14 protein-coding genes and 1 tRNA gene are annotated in these 20,278 nt (G+C 68.5%); 11 read left to right on the top strand and 4 right to left on the bottom strand.

Annotation, left to right across the window (positions count from 1 at the left end):
* The first annotated feature begins 43 nt into the window (after window positions 1-43).
* The 3 genes from leuA to pbpG all read left to right on the top strand — a co-directional run bounded on the left by leuA (window position 44) and on the right by pbpG (window position 4,476).
* Window positions 44-1,723, top strand: coding sequence for a 2-isopropylmalate synthase (gene leuA, locus VO99_RS07380; RefSeq protein WP_046112388.1), 1,680 nt, complete (start codon window positions 44-46; stop codon window positions 1,721-1,723).
* Between the two features lie 54 nt (window positions 1,724-1,777).
* The gene (locus tag VO99_RS07375; RefSeq protein WP_046112203.1) at window positions 1,778-3,319 is read left to right on the top strand and encodes a 2-isopropylmalate synthase; all 1,542 of its coding nucleotides are present in this window, start codon (window positions 1,778-1,780) and stop codon (window positions 3,317-3,319) included.
* A 161-nt stretch (window positions 3,320-3,480) separates the two neighbouring features.
* Window positions 3,481-4,476, top strand: a complete 996-nt coding sequence (gene pbpG, locus VO99_RS07370; RefSeq protein ID WP_232315295.1) for a D-alanyl-D-alanine endopeptidase — start codon at window positions 3,481-3,483, stop codon at window positions 4,474-4,476.
* On the opposite strand, the gene VO99_RS07365 is transcribed toward pbpG, so the two are convergent.
* A complete protein-coding gene (locus VO99_RS07365) occupies window positions 4,460-5,263 on the bottom strand; it encodes an IclR family transcriptional regulator (RefSeq protein ID WP_046112201.1) in 804 nt (267 codons plus the stop codon). The genes pbpG and VO99_RS07365 overlap by 17 nt on opposite strands.
* A gap of 213 nt (window positions 5,264-5,476) precedes the next feature.
* On the opposite strand from VO99_RS07365, the gene VO99_RS07360 reads away from it, so the two are divergent.
* The gene (locus tag VO99_RS07360) at window positions 5,477-6,499 is read left to right on the top strand and encodes a TIGR03790 family protein (protein WP_232315294.1); all 1,023 of its coding nucleotides are present in this window, start codon (window positions 5,477-5,479) and stop codon (window positions 6,497-6,499) included.
* 13 nt (window positions 6,500-6,512) lie between these two features.
* On the opposite strand, the gene hpnE is transcribed toward VO99_RS07360, so the two are convergent.
* The 3 genes from hpnE to hpnC are packed head-to-tail and all read right to left on the bottom strand — an operon-like array spanning window position 6,513 to window position 9,507.
* Window positions 6,513-7,799, bottom strand: a complete 1,287-nt coding sequence (gene hpnE, locus VO99_RS07355; RefSeq protein ID WP_157039481.1) for a hydroxysqualene dehydroxylase HpnE — start codon at window positions 7,797-7,799, stop codon at window positions 6,513-6,515.
* 2 nt (window positions 7,800-7,801) lie between these two features.
* Window positions 7,802-8,650 (bottom strand): presqualene diphosphate synthase HpnD, encoded by an 849-nt coding sequence (gene hpnD, locus VO99_RS07350; RefSeq protein ID WP_046112200.1) that lies wholly within the window; start codon window positions 8,648-8,650, stop codon window positions 7,802-7,804.
* On the bottom strand, window positions 8,647-9,507 hold the full coding sequence (hpnC, locus tag VO99_RS07345; RefSeq protein ID WP_083440427.1) for a squalene synthase HpnC: 861 nt from the start codon (window positions 9,505-9,507) through the stop codon (window positions 8,647-8,649). The genes hpnD and hpnC overlap by 4 nt, the downstream gene beginning before the upstream one ends.
* A 179-nt stretch (window positions 9,508-9,686) precedes the next feature.
* Here hpnC and VO99_RS07340 point away from each other — a divergent pair, with 179 nt between their 5' ends.
* The 7 genes from VO99_RS07340 to lon all read left to right on the top strand — a co-directional run bounded on the left by VO99_RS07340 (window position 9,687) and on the right by lon (window position 20,164).
* Window positions 9,687-10,820, top strand: coding sequence for an efflux RND transporter periplasmic adaptor subunit (locus VO99_RS07340; RefSeq protein ID WP_046112198.1), 1,134 nt, complete (start codon window positions 9,687-9,689; stop codon window positions 10,818-10,820).
* Window positions 10,821-10,839: 19 nt separating this feature from the next.
* Window positions 10,840-13,980: an efflux RND transporter permease subunit gene (locus VO99_RS07335; RefSeq protein WP_046112197.1), complete on the top strand. Its 3,141-nt coding sequence runs from the start codon at window positions 10,840-10,842 to the stop codon at window positions 13,978-13,980.
* A 68-nt stretch (window positions 13,981-14,048) separates the two neighbouring features.
* Window positions 14,049-14,135: transfer RNA gene (locus VO99_RS07330), tRNA-Leu, on the top strand.
* Window positions 14,136-14,161: 26 nt separating this feature from the next.
* A complete protein-coding gene (gene tig / locus VO99_RS07325) occupies window positions 14,162-15,469 on the top strand; it encodes a trigger factor (RefSeq protein ID WP_046112196.1) in 1,308 nt (435 codons plus the stop codon).
* 138 nt (window positions 15,470-15,607) lie between these two features.
* A complete protein-coding gene (gene clpP, locus VO99_RS07320) occupies window positions 15,608-16,216 on the top strand; it encodes an ATP-dependent Clp endopeptidase proteolytic subunit ClpP (protein WP_046112195.1) in 609 nt (202 codons plus the stop codon).
* 132 nt (window positions 16,217-16,348) lie between these two features.
* Window positions 16,349-17,617, top strand: coding sequence for an ATP-dependent Clp protease ATP-binding subunit ClpX (gene clpX, locus VO99_RS07315; RefSeq protein WP_046112194.1), 1,269 nt, complete (start codon window positions 16,349-16,351; stop codon window positions 17,615-17,617).
* Between the two features lie 123 nt (window positions 17,618-17,740).
* The gene (gene lon / locus VO99_RS07310) at window positions 17,741-20,164 is read left to right on the top strand and encodes an endopeptidase La (RefSeq protein ID WP_046112193.1); all 2,424 of its coding nucleotides are present in this window, start codon (window positions 17,741-17,743) and stop codon (window positions 20,162-20,164) included.
* Window positions 20,165-20,278: the final 114 nt, after the last annotated feature.

Here is a 20,278-nt window from a genome sequence, read left to right as displayed (position 1 = left end):
GGAAATCCGGCTGCGTTCACACCAACGAAAGACCACCATGTCGATGTTGAAGAACCCTGCCGCCAAGTACCGCGCTGCCACCACCGTCGGCCTCGTCGACCGCCGCTGGCCCGATGTTGTGATCGACAAGCCGCCCGTGTGGTGCAGCGTCGACCTGCGCGACGGCAACCAGGCGCTGATCGAGCCGATGGACCCGGCGCGCAAGCTGCGCATGTTCGAGCAGCTCGTGCGCATCGGCTTCAAGGAGATCGAGGTCGGCTTCCCGTCGGCGTCGCAGGCCGACTTCGACTTCGTGCGGCTGCTGATCGAGCGCAACCTCGTGCCCGACGACGTGACCATCCAGGTGCTGACGCAGGCGCGTGACCACCTCATCACCCGCACCTTCGAATCGCTGGTGGGCGCCAAGCGCGTGATCGTGCACCTGTACAACGCCACCGCGCCGGTGATGCGCCGCGTGGTGCTGGGTCTGGACGAAGACGGCGTGGTCGATCTCGCCGTCAGGCATGCCCGCATGATCCGCGAATGCGCAGAGCGCCAGCCCGGTACGCAGTGGACCTTCGAGTATTCGCCGGAGATGTTCTCCAACACCGAGCTGCCGTTCGCCAAGCGCATCGTCGATGCGGTGTCGGCCGAATGGCGCGCCACGCCGCAGCGGCCTTGCATCATCAACCTGCCTTCGACGGTGGAGTGCTGCACGCCCAATGTGTTCGCTGACATGGTGGAGTGGATGCACCGCCACCTTGAGCGGCGCGACGGCATCGTGATGTCGATCCACCCGCACAACGACCGCGGCACCGGCAGCGCCGCCGCCGAGATGGCCCTGATGGCCGGCGCCGACCGGCTGGAAGGCTGCCTGTTCGGCAACGGCGAGCGCACCGGCAACCTCGACGTGGTGAACGTGGCGCTCAACCTGTACACCCAGGGCGTGGCGCCGGGCCTCGACTTTTCCGACATCGACGAGATCCGCCGCACGGTGGAGCACTGCAACCAGCTGCCGGTGCACCCGCGCCATCCGTACGTGGGCGATCTTGTCTATACAAGTTTCTCGGGCTCGCACCAGGACGCGATCAAGAAGGCCTTCGCCGCGCGGCGCGAGGGCGACATCTGGGACATGCCCTACCTGCCCATCGACCCGATGGACCTCGGCCGCAGCTACGAGGCGGTGATCCGCGTCAACAGCCAGTCGGGCAAGGGCGGCATCGCGTACCTGCTCGAGAGCGAATACGGCCTGGAGCTGCCGCGCCGGGTGCAGATCGACTTCAGCCGCGTGGTGCAGCAGGTGATGGACACCGAGGGCAAGGAGCTGAACGCCGCCGACCTGTGGGCCATCTTCGAGCGTGAATACGGCGTGGCACAGGCCCATATCGCGCATGTGCAGGTGACCGAGCAGGACGAAGGCCGCGTGACGGTGCGCGCCGACGTGCTGCACGCCGGCCGCACCCATCGCCTGCAGGGCGAAGGCAACGGTCCGGTGGACGCGTTCGTCGACGGCCTGCGCGCGCTGTCGCCGGCCACGGTGGAGGTGCTGGACTACCATCAGCACGCGATCGGCGGCGGTGCCCAGGCCCGCGCGGCGGCCTACCTGGAGCTGCGCATCGATGGCGCCACCCGCTTCGGCGTGGGCATCGATGCCAACACCACCACTGCGTCGATGAAGGCGGTGCTGGGCGGCCTGATGCGCGCCGGGCGCTTCGAGCCACAGGCCGAAGGCGCCACTGCCTGACGCTGCCGCTCGACACGACAAAGACACCCACGAGGCATCCGAAGGAGACCCGCCATGGCCGACAAGCTCATCATCTTCGACACCACCTTGCGCGATGGCGAGCAGTCGCCCGGCGCGTCGATGACCAAGGACGAGAAGCTGCGCATCGCGCGGCAGCTCGAGCGGCTGCGCGTTGACGTGATCGAGGCGGGCTTCGCGGCCTCGAGCAACGGCGATTTCGAGGCGGTGAAGGCGATCGCCGACGTCATCAAGGAGTCGACCGTGTGCTCGCTGGCCCGCGCCAACGACCGCGACATCGCCCGCGCTGCGGAGGCGCTGAAAGGTGCGGCGCGCTCACGCATCCACACCTTCATCGCCACCAGCGAACTGCACATGGAGAAGAAGCTGCGCATGACGCGCGAGCAGGTGCTGGAGCAGGCGCGGCAGGCGGTGCGCTTCGCCCGCAACCTGACGGCCGACGTGGAGTTCTCGCCCGAGGACGGCTACCGGTCGGACCCGGACTTCCTGTGCCGCGTGCTGGAGGCCGTGATCGAGGAGGGCGCCACCACGCTGAACATCCCGGACACGGTGGGCTATGCCATTCCGGAGCTGTACGGCAACTTCATCCGGCAGCTGCGCGAGCGGGTGCCCAACAGCGACAAGGCGATCTGGTCGGTGCACTGCCACAACGACCTGGGCATGGCCGTGGCCAACTCGCTGGCCGGCGTCAAGCTGGGCGGCGCGCGGCAGATCGAATGCACGATCAACGGCCTGGGCGAGCGCGCGGGCAACTGCTCGCTCGAAGAGATCGTGATGGCGGTGAAGACCCGCCGCGACTACTTCGGCCTGGAGCTGGGCATCGACGCGACGCAGATCGTGCCGGCCTCGCGCATGGTCAGCCAGACCACCGGCTTCGTGGTGCAGCCCAACAAGGCGGTGGTGGGCGCCAATGCCTTCGCACATGCCTCGGGCATCCACCAGGACGGCGTGCTGAAGGCGCGCGACACCTACGAGATCATGCGCGCCGAGGACGTGGGCTGGTCGGCCAACAAGATCGTGCTGGGCAAGCTGTCGGGCCGCAATGCCTTCAAGCAGCGGCTGCAGGAGCTGGGCATCGGGCTCGAATCGGAAGCCGACGTGAACGCGGCCTTCACCCGCTTCAAGGACCTGGCCGACCGAAAGTCGGAGATCTTCGACGAGGACATCCTGGCGCTGGTGTCGGACGAAAGCGTTACGCCCGACCGCGAGCACTACCGGCTGCTGGCGCTGTCCCAGCGCTCGGAGATGGGCGAGCGCCCGCACGCCACAGTGGCCTTCGCGGCCGGCGAAGTGGAGCATCACGCCAGCAGCGACGGCAACGGCCCGGTGGACGCGAGCCTGAAGGCCATCGAGTCCCGCGTCGGAAGTGGCGCCGAACTGCTGCTCTATTCGGTCAATGCGATTACATCCGGAAGCACAGAATCCCAGGGAGAGGTGACCGTGCGCCTGCAGCTGGGCGGACGTGTCGTCAATGGTGTGGGTGCCGATCCGGACATCGTGGTGGCTTCGGCCAAGGCGTACCTGGCGGCGTTGAACAAGTTGCACAGCAAGACCGAACGTGTCGCGGCCCAAGGCTGAGGCCCCAGGTGGCGCCAAAAGGCGCCACTTGAGGAACGTGGCGTAAGTTTCTGATCTTGCGTGTGTTTTTTGCTTCGCCTACACTGACTTCTTGACAGGAGCCGGGTGTGGTACGCGCACTGAAATCTTTACGTTTGTTGTGTGTGGCAGGTGCTGTCGGCGTGGCCGCGGCATTGTTCCAACCGCTCACCGCGGAAGCGGCGACCAAGCCCGCGAAGACGGTCAAGGCCAAGAAGCCGGCGGCGCGCCAGGCCAGCGCCAAGGTCAAGGCCGACCGCACCACCAAGGTGGTGGCCAAGCGCCGCGTGGCGATCGTCAACCCCGAGCCGGCCCGCATGTCCTTCGGCCAGCTCTACGGCCTGCATGGCGCCACCGATCCGCTGGACCTCAAGTCCAGCGTCGCGCTGGTGCTGGACCAGGACACCAACGAGGTGTTGTTCAGCAAGAACTCCCAGGCCGTGCTGCCGATCGCCTCCATCACCAAGCTGATGACGGCGCTGGTGGTGGCCGAAGCCAACCTGCCGGCCGACGAGGTGCTGACCATCACGCAGGACGACGTCGACACCGAGAAGCACAGCGGCTCCCGGCTGGCCGTGGGCACGCAGCTCACGCGTGGCGAGATGATGCACCTGGCGCTGATGTCGTCGGAGAACCGCGCAGCCAATGCGCTGGGCCGGCACTACCCGGGCGGCCTGCAGGCCTTCGTCGCGGCGATGAACCGCAAGGCCCACCAGCTGGGCATGAACGACACGCGCTATGTTGAGCCCACCGGCCTGTCGAGCAACAACCAGTCCAGCGCCCATGACCTGGCCGAGCTGGTGAAGGAAGCCAGCAAGCACGAGGTGATCCGCCAGCTCTCCACATCGCCCGAGCACCGGGTGGAGGTGGGCAGCCGGCTGCTTCAGTTCCGCAACAGCAACGGCCTGGTGCGCAGCGGCTCCTGGGACATCGGCCTGCAGAAGACCGGCTATATCTCCGAAGCTGGCCGCTGCCTCGTGATGCAGGCCCAGGTGGCCGGCCGAAAGGTCATCATGGTGCTGCTGGATTCGGCCGGAAAGTATTCGCGCATCGGCGATGCCGAGCGCATCCGCAAGTGGGTCACCACCGAGCTGCCGGGCAGCCTGGCGGTGAGCACGGCGGTCAAGACGACGCCTTGAGCCCCGCCGCCGGGCCCTGCGAGATGCGGTGGCCCAGGGCCGACGAGATCTGGCTGGCGGTGGCCTTCAGGCGCTCCAGCCAGCCTTCTTCCAGCCGGTCCGCCGGCGCCGAGATCGACAGTCCGGCCACCAGCTTGTTCTGGTCGTCGTAGATGCCGGCGGCCATGCAGCGCACGCCCAGCTCCAGTTCCTCGTCGTCGCGTGCCACCGTCTGGTGGCGCACGCCGTGCAGCTCGCGCTCCAGCCGCGCGATGTCGGTGATGCTGTTGCGCGTGTGGCCGGCCAGGCCGGTGCGCGTGGCATAGGCGCGTACCCGCTGCGGGTCTTCATGGGCCAGGAACAGCTTGCCCACCGAGGTGAGGTGCAGCGGCGCGCGGCCGCCGATGGCACGCACCACCTGCATGCCCGAGCGTTCGCTGTACGTGCGCTCGATGTAGACGATCTCGTCGCCCTGCCGCACCGAGAGGTTCACCGGCTGGTGGGTGAGCTTGTGCAGTTCGCGCATCGGCGCCAGCGCCGCGTCGCGCACGTCCAGCCGCGCCTTCACCAGGTTGCCGAGCTCCAGCAGGCGCATGCCGAGCCGATAACTGCCGGCCTGGGGCCGGTCCACCAGGCGGCCGACCGCCATGTCGTTGAGGATGCGGTGCGCGGTGGAAGGATGCAGTCCCGACCGCTCGCTGATTTCCTTGAGCGAGACAGGATCCTGGTGCTCGGCCAGTACATCGAGTAGCGCGAAAGCCCGTTCCAATACCTGGATCGTGGGCGTTTGACCATCATTTTTTCGCATGCCGATATTGTGAAGCGCTTCTTGAATTTTTGCATCGCGAAACTGGCGTGCGCCGCGCGGCATGCCGTCGTGTTACTGGCCGGCGTGTCGCTGGCTGCAGTGGCCACCGCGCAAGCGCCTTCGGCTGCGGCATCCGCCGGATCCGCCGCTGCCGAAGCCCCGGCCTCCGAGCCCGCACCAGAAGCTGCGCGGCAATGGATCCAGGTGCCACGCGTGGGCACGCGGCTCATGCCGGCCGACATCGGCCTGGTGATCAACACCGCGGACCCGTACTCGGTGGCGGTGGGCGCCTACTACATCGAGCGGCGGGGCTTGAAGCCGCGACAGGTGCTGCGGTTGGAGCTGCCGATGCGCGGCAGCCTGACACCGGAGGAATTCGCCGCGCTGCGCCAGCAGGTGGAAAGCCATTTCGGCGACACCACGCAGGCGCTGGCCCTGGCCTGGACGGTGCCTTATGGGGTGCAGTGCCAGTCCATCACCGGCGCGCTGGCGCTGGGCTTCGATGCCGATTTCTGCCGCCGCAGCTGCGACCGCTCGCGGCCTTCGCCCTACTTCAACTCGGCCAGCAGCATGCCGTGGCGGGACCATCAGCTGCGGCCGTCGATGCTGCTGGCTGCGCGTGACGTGGAGCAGGCCCGGCGGCTGATCGACCGCGGCGTCTCGGCCGACGGGCGGCTGGGCCGGCGCTGGTCCGGGCCGGCGAATGCGCTGTTCCTGTCCACCACCGACGCAGCGCGCAACGTGCGCCATCGGCTGTTTCCGCCGGCCGGGCCGGTACCGGCGCTGGGCCTGGCGGTGCGGGTGGAGCAGGCCGACCAGCCGCGGCAGCAGCAGCGCCTGCTGCTGCTGCAGACCGGTACTGCACAGCTCAGCGGGCTGGACGGCCTGGGGTGGGTGGACGGCGCCCTGGCCGACCATCTGACCTCCTTCGGCGGCCAGCTGGATCGGGTGGGCGGGCAGAGCACCGCGCTGGAATGGCTGGACTCGGGCGCCACCGCCAGCTACGGCACGGTGAGCGAGCCCTGCAACCACCTGCAGAAGTTTCCGCATCCGCAGGTGCTGCTGCTGCACTACGCGCAGGGCGCCACGGCCATCGAGGCCTACTGGAAGAGCGTGGCCTGGCCACTGCAGGGCGTGTTCGTGGGCGAACCGCTGGCGGCGCCGTTCGGGCCGGTTCTTCCAGCGCCGGCGGGCGGCGGCCTGGAGCCGGTGTCGATGCGCGCGCCGAAGCGCTGAGCAAGCTCGGGGCTCAGCCGGCCAGCGCCGCGGCGAGCGCCGCCTGCCCGGCCCGCACCGCGCCTTCCAGCGTGGCGGGGTAGGGGCCTTCCACGTAGTCGCCGGCGGCCCACAGGCCGGGTGCCACCGCGGCGGGCGGGCGGTCCAGCCCCGGGGTGCAGAGGAAGGTGGCGCGCCGCTCGGCCAGCGTGCGCAGCACCGTGGGCACCACCGGCCAGGTGCCGGGGGCAAAGGCGGCCTGGGCCTGCAGCAGCGTGGCCTCGGCCGTGGCCTCCAGACCGAGTGCCGCCCAATCGCGGGCGCCGCTGATGACGAAGGCAAACACGCCATGGGTGCCGCGGTCGCCGGCCAGCGCTCCCAGGTCGAACACGAACTGCGCCGGCGCCTGCGGGCCGGCCTGCAACGCCATCATCGGCAGCGGCAGGCGGGCGCCGGGGCAGCGCAGGTACACGGTGATGATGGGTTCGTAGTCGAAGGCCGCGGCGCGCGCGGCCCAGGCGGGCGCCAGCGGCTGAGCCAGCCGGGCCGCCTCGCGGGCGGAGGTGGCCAGCAGCACCTGGTCGAACGCCTGGCCTTCCATCTGCCAGGCGCTGCCTTCGCGCTGCAGCTGCTGCACCCGCTGGCCCATGCGCACGGTGGCGCCGCGCGACTGCAGCCAGGCCTGCGCCGGCGCGGGCAGCAGCGCGCCCAGGCTGGCGCGCGGCAGCAGCAAGTCGGCGCTGCCGGCGCCGCTGAACAGCGCATCGCGCAGCACCCGCAGGAACACCCGCCCGCTGGCGCGCTCGGTTGGCGTGTTGAGCGCGGCCACGCACAGCGGCTCGATGAGCTGCTGGCGCACCGCCGGGCTCAGGCTGCGGGTGAGCTGCGCCACGCTGGCGTGCGGCGCGCAGCGGAAGCCGCTGGCGCCCCAGCGGCCGGCGGCCAGCAGCAGCGAAGCGCGGTCGCGCCAGCCCCAGCCGGGATAGGCCAGCACGCCGCGCACGAAGGCCGGGATGGCCGGCCCGGGCGGCAGCCGCAGCCCGCTGCCGTCGGGATACACCAGCGCCAGCGGGCAGCGCAGCAGCAGGGCCTCGGGCGATGCACCCACGGTGCGCATCAGGGCCAGCGTATGGCGGTAGGCGCCGATGAGGATGTGCTGGCCGTTGTCCAGCGGCAGTCCGTCCACCGGCACCTCGCGGGCGCGGCCGCCCAGCTGCGGTGCCATCTCGAACAGCGTCACCTGGGCACCCCGCTGCACGCCGGCCACCGCGGCGGCCAGGCCGGCCCAGCCGCCACCGATCACCGCGACGCGGCAGGCCACGGCTAGCGCGCTTGCCAGTTGGTGCGCATCGCGATCCACACCTTGCGCACCGGCGTGAGGGCGATGCGCTGGTGCAGCACCTGGAAGTCGCTGGCCTCGATCTCGCGCAGCAGCGTGCGGTAGATGTTGGCCATCATCAGCCCCGGGCGCTGGGCGCGGCGGTCCTGCGCGGGCAGCAGCGCGAAGGCCTCGTCGTAGAAGCGGTGGGCACGCTCGGCCTGGAAGCGCATCAGCGCGGTGAAGCGGTCGCTGTAGCCCCAGGGCGCGGTGCGCTGCAGCAGCTCATGCGCCTTCACGTCGAACTGCTGAAGTTCCGAGACCGGCAGGTAGATGCGGCCGCGGCGCGCGTCCTCGCCCACGTCGCGGATGATGTTGGTGAGCTGCAGGGCCAGGCCCAGGCGGTGCGCGTACTCGATCGTCTGCGCCTGGGTACGGCCGAAGATGCTGGCCGCCACCTCGCCCACCACGCCGGCCACCAGGTGGCAATAGCGCTGCAGGCCGGCGAAGTCGAGGTAGCGGCTCTGCTCCAGGTCCATCTGGCAGCCGTCGATCACCGCCATCAGGTGCTCGGGGCGGATGTCGTAGTCGCCTGCGTGCGGCATCAGCGCCTTCATCACCGGATGGGTGGCGGTGCCGGCGAAGGACTGCGCCACCTCCTTGCGCCACCAGGCCAGCTTGGTGGCGGCCACGCCGGTGTCGTGGACCTCGTCCACCACGTCGTCCACCTCGCGGCAGAAGGCGTAGAAGGCGGTGATCGCCGCGCGCCGTGGCGGCGTGAGGAACTTGAACGCGTAATAGAAGGAGGAGCCGCTGCGCGCGGCCTTCTCCTGCACGTATTGCTCGGGGGTCATGCGGGCCTTCGGGCCGGTGCGTCGGCGGGGGTCATGGTGAGCGCGCGCCACAGCAGGCGCGGCGCGTCGGCGGCGCCCACGGTGGGGCGGCGGCGCAGGCTGTCGTGGTTCTGGCCGGCGATCTTGTCGAGGATGCGCAGGCCGCCCTGCACCACCAGGCGCAGCTCCCAGCCGGCACGGCCGGGCAGGCGGTGCACCAGCGGCGCGCCGGCCAGCATGGACTGGCGGGCCCAGGCGCACAGCTCGCGCACCAGTGCGCGGGTGGCGGGCGAGGCCTGCTGCGCCGCGGCCTCGGCCTCCAGGCCAGCCGGCGTCAGGCCATGCCGGCGGGCATCGGCCAGCGGCACGTAGTGGCGGCTGCGCGGCAGGTCGATGCGCAGGTCCTGCCAGAAGTTGATGAGTTGCAAGGCGGTGCAGACGGCGTCGGATTCGGCCAGCGCCGCCGGCGTATCCACGCCGTACAGGTGCAGCAGCAGGCGGCCGATGGGATTGGCGGAGCGCGCGCAATAGTCCAGCAGCGCGGCGCGGTCGGGGTAGAGCGGGTTGCGGGTGTCCTGCTCGAAGGCGCTGAGCAGGTCTTCCAGCGGCTGGCGCGGCAGGCGGTGCGCAATGATCATGCGCTGCAGTGGCGCGAACACCGGCGCCCAGCGGCCGGAGCAGTCGCCGTCGAAGGCGCGCTGCAGCGCCGCGCGGTACTCGGCCAGCGCGGCCAGGCGCTCGTCAGCCGGCAGGTCGCCCTCGTCGGCCAGGTCGTCGGCGGTGCGCGCGAACCAGTAGATGGCCTGGATCGGCGGCCGCAATCCTGGCGGGCACAGCCAGGAGGCAACGGGGAAGTTTTCGTAGTGGTCGACGCTCACGGGACCGCGATTGTCCACATAAGCGGCACTCAACCCTCGCAGGTGCGCAGTCGATTGACATGCCACCCGCGCGACTTCTACATTACTGACCGGTCAGTCAGTACCAGAGAACAGCCGCAAAACACGGCACACGACAATCCGCGAACCGCGGGGTTCCGACGTCACAAGGACACGTTTCGATGCGCCTTCACCTCCTTTCCGTCGCCGCTGGCGCGCTGTCGCTGGCCCTGCTGGCCGCTTGTTCGCGGCCCGAGCCGGAAGCCGAGCCCATCCGCGCCGTGCGCACCACGGTGATCGCCGCGGGCAGCGCGGGCGGCAGCGTCGATTACGCGGCGGAGGTGCGGGCGCGCACCGAATCGCGGCTGTCCTTCCAGGTGCCGGGCAAGATCACCCGCCGCCCGGTGGACCTGGGCGACACCGTCAAGCGCGGCCAGCTGCTGGCCCAGCTGGACCCGCAGGACCTGCGCCTGGGCGAAGCCGCCGCCCAGGCCGCGGTGCGCGCCGCGCAGGTGAACTACGACCTGGCTGCCGCCGACCTCAAGCGCTATCGCGAGCTGAAGGCCCAGGGCTTCATCAGCGGCGCCGAGCTGGAACGCCGCGAGACCGCCACCCAGGCGGCCCAGGCGCAGCTGGAGCAGGCGCGGGCGCAGGCCGGCGTGCAGGGCAACCAGCGGGCGTACACCGCGCTGCTGGCCGACGCGCCCGGCGTCATCACCTCGGTGGATGCGGAGCCCGGCACGGTGGTGGCCGCCGGCACGCCGGTGCTGCGCCTGGCCCACGACGGCCCGCGCGACGTGGTGTTCAGCGTGCCGGAAGACCGGCTCAACGGCATGCGGGCGCTGATGGGCAAGGCCGGCGCGGTGCAGGTGTCGCTGTGGGGCCAGGAAGGCAAGCCCATTCCCGCCACGGTGCGGGAGGTGGCGGCCGCCGCCGATCCGGTGACGCGCACCTTCCTGGTCAAGGCGGACGTGGGCAGCACCGGCGTGCGGCTGGGCCAGACCGCCACCGCCTCCATCGCGCTGCCGCGGGTGGAGGGCGTGACGAAGCTGCCGCTGTCGGCCGTGTTCGAGGAGCAGGGCCGCTCCACCGTGTGGGTGGTGGAGCCGGGCACGATGACGGTGCGTGCGCAGCCGGTGCAGGTGGGTGGTGCCGACGGCAAGGACGTGGTGATCGCCGGCGGCCTGCAGCCGGGCCAGCGGGTGGTGACGGCCGGCGTGCATGTGCTGACACCGGGGCAGAAGGTCACGCTGTATGCCGAGCCGGGCGCGCCGGTGCCGCCGCCGGCCGCACCGGCCGCTTCCGCCGCACGCTGAGCCACCGGAGCCGCCCCCCATGACCGACCCGACTCCGCTGGCCGTCGAGCCTTCGCGCTTCAATGTCTCGCGCTGGGCGCTGGAGCATCCGGCGCTCACCCGCTACCTGATGATCGTGCTGATGGTGCTCGGCGTGGCCGCGTACTTCCAGCTCGGCCAGGACGAGGACCCGCCCTTCACCTTCCGTGCGATGGTGGTGCAGGCCTACTGGCCCGGCGCCACCGCGCAGCAGGTGGCCGACCAGGTCACCGACAAGATCGAAAAGGCGCTGCAGGAGGTGCCGCATGCCGACAAGATCCGCAGCTACACCAAGCCCGGCGAATCGCTGACCATCTTCCAGCTGCAGGAAAGCACGCCGCCCAAGGAGGTCTCGGGCACCTGGTACCAGGTGCGCAAGAAGATCGGCGACATGCGCGCCACGCTGCCGGCGGGCGTGATCGGCCCCTTCTTCAACGACGAGTTCGGCGACGTCTACGGCACCATCTACGCGCTGTCGGCCGACGGCTTCAGCGACGAGGAGCTGCGGGTGCAGGCCGAGGCCGTGCGCCAGGAGCTGCTGAAGGTGCCCTACGTGGCCAAGGTGGAGCTGTTCGGCGTGCAGCCCGAAAAGCTGTTCATCGAGATCTCGGCCCGCCGCCTGGCGCAGCTGGGGCTGGACTTCAACCAGGTGATCGGCCAGCTCGGCGCGCAGAACGCGGTGGAAGGCGCCGGCGTGCTCAACGCCGGCACCGACAACCTGCAGGTGCGCATCGGCGGCGCCTTCAATTCGGTGGAGGAGCTGCGCCAGTTCCCCATCCGCGGCACCAACCCGGCCACCGGGGCCGGCAGCACGCTGCGTCTGGGCGACATCGCCGAGATCCGCCGCGACTACGCCGACCCGCCTTCCACCATGGTGCGCCACCAGGGCCGCCAGGTGGTGGCGCTGGGCATCTCGATGGCCAAGGGCGGCGACATCATCGAGCTGGGCAAGCAGCTGCGCGCCCGTGCCGACACCGTGCGCCGCACGCTGCCCGCCGGGCTGGAGCTGTCGCAGGTGCAGGACCAGCCTTCGGCCGTCTCGCGCTCGGTGGGCGAGTTCGTCAAGGTGCTGGTGGAGGCGGTGGTGGTGGTGCTGGCGGTGAGCTTCATCAGCCTGGGCCTGCACACCCGGCCGCTGCGCATCGACGTGTGGCCGGGGCTGGTGGTGGGCATCACCATTCCGCTGGTGCTGGCCATCACCTTCGTCACGATGTTCTATTGGGGCATCGGCCTGCACAAGATCTCGCTGGGTTCGCTGATCATCGCGCTGGGCCTGCTGGTGGACGACGCCATCATTGCGGTCGAGATGATGGTGCGCAAGCTGGAGGAGGGCTTCGACAAGCTGCATGCCGCCACCTACGCCTACGAGGTGACGGCCATGCCGATGCTCACCGGCACGCTGATCACCGCGGCCGGCTTCCTGCCCATCGGCCTGGCCAAGTCGATGACCGGCGAATACACCTTCGCCATCTTCGCCGTCACCACCGCGGCGCTGGTCATCTCCTGGGTTGTTTCGGTGTACTTCGTGCCCTACCTGGGCGCCCGCCTGCTGCACACCCACAGCCGGGTGCAGGGCGGCGAGGTGCACGAGCTGTTCGATTCGCCGTTCTACATGCGCTTTCGCCGCCTGGTGGACTGGTGCGTGCACCACCGCTGGATCACCATCGGCCTGACGGTGCTCACCTTCGCGCTGGGCATCGTGGGCATGGGCAAGGTGCAGCAGCAGTTCTTCCCCGATTCCAGCCGCCCCGAGGTGCTGGTGGACCTGTGGTTGCCCGAAGGCAGCACCATCCAGCACAGCAACGAGGTGGCCAAGCGCTTCGAGGCCCGGATGATGAAGGAGCCCGGCGTCGAGAGCGTCACCCTCTGGGTGGGCTCGGGCCTGCCGCGCTTCTACCTGCCGCTGGACCAGATCTTCCCGCAGGCCAACGTCTCGCAGGCCATCGTGCTGCCCAAGGACCTGGAAACCCGCGAGCACCTGCGCAAGGCGCTGCCGGCCATCCTCGCCGCCGAATTCCCGGACGTCCGCGGCCGCGTGAAGCTGCTGCCCAACGGCCCGCCGGTGCCGTATCCGGTGCAGTTCCGGGTGATGGGCGACGACGTGACCCAGGTGCGCCAGTGGGCCGACCAGGCGCTGGCCATCCTGCGCGCCAGCCCCAACATGCGCGGTGTCAACGACAACTGGAACGAGTCGGTCAAGGTGCTGCGGCTGGAGATCGACCAGGACAAGGCGCGCGCGCTGGGCGTCACCAGCCAGGGCATCGCCCAGGCGTCACGCACGCTGCTGTCCGGCACGCCGGTGGGCCAGTACCGCGAAGGCGACCGGCTGATCGACATCCTGCTGCGCCAGCCGGCCGACGAGCGCGCCGCCGTCACGTCGCTGGCCAACGGCTACGTGCCCACCGCCACCGGCCGCGTCATCCCGCTGACGCAGATCGCCAGCATCCGCTTCGACTGGGAGCCGGGCGTGATCTGGCGCGAGGGGCGACAGTTCGCCGTCACCGTGCAGGGCGACGTGGCCGAAGGCCTGCAGGGCCCGACAGTCACCGCCGAGCTGTGGCCGCAGCTCAATGAGCTGCGCCAGCGCATGCCGCCGGGCTACACCATCGAGATCGCCGGCGCGGTGGAGGAAAGCAGCAAGGGCCAGGGCTCCATCGCCGCCGGCGTGCCGCTGATGCTGTTCATCATCTTCACCCTGCTGATGCTGCAGCTGCAGAGCTTCAGCCGCTCGGTGCTGGTGTTCCTCACCGGGCCGCTGGGCATCGCCGGCGTGGCCGGCGCGCTGCTGCTGCTGAACCGGCCGTTCGGCTTCGTCGCGCTGCTGGGCGTGATCGCGCTGATGGGCATGATCATGCGCAACTCGGTCATCCTGATCGACCAGATCGAGCACGACCGCGCCCGCGGCGTGCCCACCTGGACGGCGGTGGTGGAGTCGGCGGTGCGCCGCTTCCGCCCCATCGTGCTGACGGCCGCGGCCGCGGTGCTGGCGATGATCCCTCTGTCGCGCAGCGTGTTCTGGGGTCCGATGGCGGTGGCCATCATGGGCGGGCTCATCGTCGCCACCGCGCTCACGCTGCTGGCGCTGCCGGCGATGTACGCGGCATGGTTCCGTGTGAAACGTGAGCCCGCGCAGGCTGGTTAGAATCCGCGGTTCACAAAAACAGCGAAGGGGCGCTTCCGCCCGGAAGCAGCCCCTTCTTTCCACTTCCAGCGCGGGTGGCGAAATTGGTAGACGCACCAGGTTTAGGTCCTGACGCCAGCAATGGTGTGGGGGTTCGAGTCCCCCCCCGCGCACCACAGTACGCAACAAGAGAGTCGGACAAATGACGGTCACGGTTGAAACCCTCGAGAAACTGCAACGCCGGATCACGCTGACGCTGCCGGCCGATGTCATCGCCGGCGAAGTGTCGACGCGGCTGAAGAAGCTGGCTCGCACCGTCAAGGCCGACGGCTTCCGCCCCGGCAAGGTGCCGATGAGCGTGGTGACGCAGCGCTACGGCTACTCGGTGCAGTACGAGGTGGTGAACGACAAGGTCGGCGAGGCCTTCAACACCGCCGCCAACGAAGCCAAGCTGCGCGTGGCCGGCATGCCCAGCATCACGCAGAAGGACGAAGCGCCCGAGGGCTCCTTTGCATTCGACGCCACCTTCGAGGTGTATCCGGAAGTGGTCATCGGCGACCTGGCCGGCGCCGAGGTGGAGCGCGTGTCGTCCGAGGTGACCGACGCCGCCATCGACAAGACCGTCGACATCCTGCGCAAGCAGCGCCGCACCTTCGCCCAGCGCCCGGCCGACGCCGCCGCCGAGGAAGGCGACCGCGTGACCATCGACTTCGAAGGCAAGATCGACGGCGAGCCTTTCGCCGGCGGCAAGGCCGAGGCCTTCCAGTTCATCGTCGGCGAAGGCCAGATGCTGGAGCAGTTCGACAAGGCCGTGCGCGGCATGAAGGCCGGCGAGAGCAAGACCTTCCCGCTGCAGTTCCCCGAGGACTACCAGGGCAAGGACGTCGCCGGCAAGGAAGCCGACTTCCTGGTCACGATGACCAAGATCGAATCGCAGGTGCTGCCGGAGATCGACGCCGCCTTCGCCCAGTCGCTCGGCATCGCCGACGGCACGGTGGAAGCGCTGCGCGCCGACATCAAGAAGAACCTGGAGCGCGAGGTCAAGTTCCGCGTGCTGGCCCGCAACAAGGCCTCCGTGATGGACGCACTGGTGTCGGTGGCCCAGCTGGACGTGCCGCAGGCGCTGGTCAAGACCGAGACCGAGCGCATGGTCGAGTCGGCCCGCGCCGACCTGAAGCAGCGCGGTGTCAAGGACGCCGACAAGGCGCCGATCCCGGCCGAACTGTTCACCGCGCAGGCCGAAAAGCGCGTGCGCCTGGGCCTGGTGGTGGCCGAACTGGTGCGTGCCAACAACCTGCAGGCCAAGCCCGAGCAGCTGCAGGCCCACATCGAAGAGATGAGCCAGAGCTACGAGAAGCCGGCCGAGGTGGTGCGCTGGTACCTGAGCGACCGACAGCGCATGGCCGAGGTGGAAGCCGTGGTGATCGAGAACAACGTGACCGACTTCGTGCTCGGCCGCGCCAAGGTCACCGACAAGCAGCTGCCTTTCGACGAGCTGATGACCGCCTGACCTCCCTGCGCGATCCGCAGGTCGCAACGGAAGGCGCCGCGCCGCAAGGCAGGCGCCTTTTCCGTTCTTAGGGCCTCCTCTTGCAGGCCCATAATCGACCCGCATGTTGTACAGACTCCCTATTCGCAAGGACAACTCATGAGCGCGCTTGAAACCACCGGCCTGGGCATGGTGCCCGTGGTCATCGAACAATCCGGCCGCGGTGAGCGGGCTTACGACATCTACAGCCGCCTGCTGCGCGAACGGGTCATCTTCCTCGTCGGCCCGGTGAACGACCAGACTGCCAACCTCGTGGTGGCGCAGCTGCTGTTCCTGGAGAGCGAAAACCCCGACAAGGACATCCACCTGTACATCAACTCGCCGGGCGGCAGCGTCAGCGCGGGCCTGTCGATCTTCGACACGATGCAGTTCATCAAGCCCGACGTGTCCACGCTGTGCATGGGCATCGCCGCCAGCATGGGCTCGTTCCTGCTGATGGCCGGCGCCAAGGGCAAGCGCTTCGCGCTGCCGAACTCCCGCGTGATGATCCACCAGCCGTCGGGCGGCGCGCAGGGCCAGGCCACCGACATCGAGATCCATGCCCGCGAGATCCTCAAGACCCGCGAGCAGCTCAACCGCATCTACGCCGACCGCACCGGCCAGTCCATCGAGAAGATCCGCGCCGACATGGAGCGCGACTTCTTCCTGGACCCCGAGGAATCGAAGGCCTACGGCCTGATCGACCAGGTGCTGGACAAGCGCCCGTAACAGCCCTGCCACCCGGGGCGGGCGGCTGAGCTGCGAGGCCCCGTCAGGGGCTTTGCCGGCCCGCCGGTACCCCGGTGGCGTTGGACTATCATTCCCTGCATTGACCTTCGCGTCTGCGAAACCTGAATACCCATGGCCGAGAAAAAAGGCGCTTCGAGCGAAAAGGTTCTGTACTGCTCCTTCTGCGGCAAGAGCCAGCACGAGGTGAAGAAGCTCATCGCCGGTCCGTCGGTGTTCATCTGCGACGAGTGCATCGAGCTGTGCAACGACATCATCCGTGACGAGGTGCCGGCCGACGGCGCCACCGCCAAGGCGGCCAAGTCCGACCTGCCGACGCCCGCGGAGATCAAGACCAGCCTCGACCAGTACGTGATCGGCCAGGAAGTGGCCAAGCGCACGCTGTCGGTGGCCGTCTACAACCACTACAAGCGCCTGAAGCACATGGGCGCCAGCAGCAAGGATGAGGTAGAGCTCAGCAAGAGCAACATCCTGCTGATCGGCCCCACCGGCTCGGGCAAGACGCTGCTGGCGCAGACGCTGGCGCGGCTGCTGAACGTGCCCTTCGTGATCGCCGACGCCACCACGCTGACCGAAGCCGGCTACGTGGGCGAGGACGTCGAGAACATCATCCAGAAGCTGCTGCAGAACTGCAACTACGACGTCGAGCGCGCCCAGCGCGGCATCGTCTACATCGACGAAATCGACAAGATCAGCCGCAAGGCCGACAACCCCAGCATCACGCGCGACGTGTCGGGCGAAGGCGTGCAGCAGGCGCTGCTGAAGCTGGTGGAAGGCACCATGGCCAGCGTGCCGCCGCAGGGCGGGCGCAAGCATCCGAACCAGGATTTCCTGCAGATCGACACGACGAACATCCTGTTCATCTGCGGCGGCGCGTTCGACGGCCTTGAGAAGGTCATCCAGAACCGCACGGAGAAGTCGGGCATCGGTTTTGGCGCCACGGTGCACACCAAGACCGAGAAGCGCGTCTCGGAGGTGTTCCGCTCCACCGAGCCGGAAGACCTGATCAAGTTCGGCCTGATTCCGGAACTGGTCGGCCGCCTGCCGGTGGTCGCCACGCTGGGCGAGCTGACCGAGGACGCACTGGTGCAGATCCTGACCGAGCCGAAGAACGCGCTGCTCAAGCAGTACCAGCGCCTGTTCGGCATGGACGGCGTCGAGCTGGAGATCCGCACTTCGGCGCTCCAGGCCATCTCGCGAAAGGCGCTGGCCCGCAAGACCGGCGCCCGCGGCCTGCGCTCGATCATGGAACATGCGCTGATCGACACGATGTTCGACCTGCCCAACCTCGATGGCGTGGCCAAGGTGGTGGTCGATGAACACAACATCGAAGAGGGCTCCAAGCCCCTGCTGGTCTACCACGAGGCCAAGGCGAGTGCCTGAGTTGCTGCCGCCCGCACCCGCGGCCGGCGGCGGTCTCCTGGAAGCTTCTCATGCGGCCCTGGCGGGCCGCCTTGCAATCCCCCGCTCGGGCCCCACGTCGGCTTGAGAAAGAGAGGTTTCTACATGTCCGGACATCCTGTTTTGCCCTCGGATCCGATCACCCTGCCGTTGCTGCCCTTGCGCGACGTGGTGGTGTTTCCGCACATGGTGATCCCGCTGTTCGTGGGTCGCCCGAAATCGATCAAGGCGCTGGAAGCCGCCATGGAAGCCGGCCGCCAGATCATGCTGGTGGCGCAGAAGGCCGCCGGCAAGGACGAGCCCAAGGCCGACGACATGTTCGACGTCGGCTGCGTCTCCAGCATCCTGCAGATGCTGAAACTGCCTGACGGCACCGTGAAGGTGTTGGTCGAAGGCACCCAGCGCGCCAATACGCTGTCGATCACCGAGACGGAGGAGCACTTCGTCTCCGAGGTGTCGCCGATCCAGCCGGCCGTTGACACCAAGCCCGAGATCGAGGCCCTGCGCCGCGCGGTCACGCAGCAGTTCGACCAGTACGTCAAGCTGAACAAGAAGATCCCGCCCGAGATCCTCACGTCCATCGCCGGGATCGACGATGCGGGCCGCCTGGCCGACACCATCGCCGCGCATCTGCCGCTCAAGCTCGAGGCCAAGCAGTCGGTGCTGGACCTGTTCGAGACCGACAAGCGGCTGGAAAAGCTGCTGGAACTGCTCGAGCACGAAGTCGACATCCTGCAGGTGGAAAAGCGCATCCGCGGCCGCGTCAAGCGCCAGATGGAAAAGAGCCAGCGCGAGTACTACCTGAACGAGCAGGTCAAGGCCATCCAGAAGGAACTGGGCGACGGCGAAGAGGGCGCGGATCTCGAGGAACTCGAGAAGAAGATCGCCGCGGCCAAGATGCCGAAGGACGCGCGCAAGAAGGCCGAGAGCGAGCTGAAGAAGCTCAAACTGATGTCGCCGATGTCGGCCGAAGCCACGGTCGTGCGCAACTACATCGACACCCTGGTCGGCCTGCCCTGGGCCAAGAAGACCAAGATCAAGCATGACCTGTCGAACGCCGAGGAGGTGCTCAACGAGGACCACTACGGGCTGGACAAGGTCAAGGACCGCATCCTGGAATACCTCGCGGTGCAGCAGCGCGTCGACAAGGTGAAGGCGCCGATCCTGTGCCTGGTGGGCCCTCCGGGCGTGGGCAAGACCTCGCTCGGCCAGAGCGTGGCGCGCGCCACCGGCCGCAAGTTCGTGCGCATGGCGCTGGGCGGCATGCGTGACGAAGCCGAGATCCGCGGCCACCGCCGCACCTACATCGGCTCCATGCCGGGCAAGGTGCTGCAGAGCCTGAGCAAGGTGGGCACGCGCAATCCGCTGTTCCTGCTCGACGAGATCGACAAGCTGGGCATGGACTTCCGCGGCGATCCGTCTTCGGCGCTGCTGGAAGTGCTCGACCCCGAGCAGAACCACACCTTCAGCGACCACTACGTCGAGGTCGACTTCGACTTGTCGGACGTGATGTTCGTGGCGACGTCCAACTCGATGAACATCCCGCCGGCGCTGCTGGACCGGATGGAAGTGATCCGCCTGTCGGGCTACACCGAGGACGAGAAGCTCAACATCGCCCAGCGCTACCTGCTGCCCAAGCAGGCCAAGAACAACGGCGTGCTGGACGACGAGATGGAAGTCACCGAGAGCGCGCTGCGCGGCATCATCCGCTACTACACGCGGGAGGCCGGCGTGCGTTCGCTGGAACGCGAGATCTCGAAGATCTGCCGCAAGGTGGTCAAGGGCATCCAGCTGAAGAAGTACGAGGGCAAGGTCGTCGTCACCGACGAGAACCTGCATGACTTCCTGGGCGTGCGCAAGTACGACTACGGCCGTGCCGAGAAGAAGAACCAGGTGGGGCAGGTGTCCGGCCTCGCCTGGACCGAGGTGGGCGGCGACCTGCTGACCATCGAGGCGGCGGTGATGCCCGGCAAGGGCAACATCATCCGCACCGGCTCGCTCGGTGACGTCATGAAGGAATCGGTCGAGGCGGCACGCTCGGTGGTCCGGTCACGCTCGCGGCGCCTGGGCATCAAGGACGAGCTCTTCGAGAAGCGCGACGTGCACATCCACGTGCCCGATGGCGCCACGCCGAAGGATGGCCCGAGTGCCGGCATCGCGATGACCACGGCATTCGTCTCGGCGCTGCTGGGCATCCCCGTCAAGGCCGACGTGGCCATGACCGGCGAGATCACCCTGCGCGGCGAAGTGACGGCCATTGGCGGCTTGAAGGAGAAGCTGCTGGCGGCGCACCGGGGTGGCATCAAGACGGTGATCATCCCGGAGGAGAACGTCAAGGACCTGCAGGAGATCCCCGAGAACGTGAAGAACAATCTCGAGATCGTGCCGGTGAAGTGGATCGACCGCGTGCTGGAAGTGGCGCTCGAAAGCGCGCCGCAGCCTCTGCCGGACGAGGAAGTGGTGCTGGAGACCAAGGCCGCGCCGGCTGCGGGCGAAGGTAGCGTGACGCCCGCGGGCATCAAGCATTGAGTTTTAGTCGGGATTAGGCTTGCCTCAGTCGCTGGGGCTGCCTATACTGCAGAGCTTCGCTGAACACACCAAGTCAGCGTCGTATGCGGGAATAGCTCAGTTGGTAGAGCGCAA

Source organism: Aquincola tertiaricarbonis (assembly GCF_000969605.1).
GTDB lineage: Bacteria > Pseudomonadota > Gammaproteobacteria > Burkholderiales > Burkholderiaceae_C > Aquincola > Aquincola tertiaricarbonis.
The sequence above is the reverse complement of the archived record's forward strand: the minus strand, read 5'-3'. Positions and strand labels throughout refer to the sequence as shown.

Bases quoted from the DNA above. Each gene is read 5' to 3' on its own strand.
- leuA (WP_046112388.1), top strand. From the start codon at position 44: ATGTTGAAGAACCCTGCCGCCAAGTACCGCGCTGCCACCACCGTCGGC.
- VO99_RS07375 (WP_046112203.1), top strand. From the start codon at position 1,778: ATGGCCGACAAGCTCATCATCTTCGACACCACCTTGCGCGATGGCGAG.
- VO99_RS07365 (WP_046112201.1), bottom strand. From the start codon at position 5,263: ATGCGAAAAAATGATGGTCAAACGCCCACGATCCAGGTATTGGAACGG.
- hpnD (WP_046112200.1), bottom strand. From the start codon at position 8,650: ATGACCCCCGAGCAATACGTGCAGGAGAAGGCCGCGCGCAGCGGCTCC.
- VO99_RS07340 (WP_046112198.1), top strand. From the start codon at position 9,687: ATGCGCCTTCACCTCCTTTCCGTCGCCGCTGGCGCGCTGTCGCTGGCC.
- VO99_RS07335 (WP_046112197.1), top strand. From the start codon at position 10,840: ATGACCGACCCGACTCCGCTGGCCGTCGAGCCTTCGCGCTTCAATGTC.
- tig (WP_046112196.1), top strand. From the start codon at position 14,162: ATGACGGTCACGGTTGAAACCCTCGAGAAACTGCAACGCCGGATCACG.
- clpP (WP_046112195.1), top strand. From the start codon at position 15,608: ATGAGCGCGCTTGAAACCACCGGCCTGGGCATGGTGCCCGTGGTCATC.
- clpX (WP_046112194.1), top strand. From the start codon at position 16,349: ATGGCCGAGAAAAAAGGCGCTTCGAGCGAAAAGGTTCTGTACTGCTCC.
- lon (WP_046112193.1), top strand. From the start codon at position 17,741: ATGTCCGGACATCCTGTTTTGCCCTCGGATCCGATCACCCTGCCGTTG.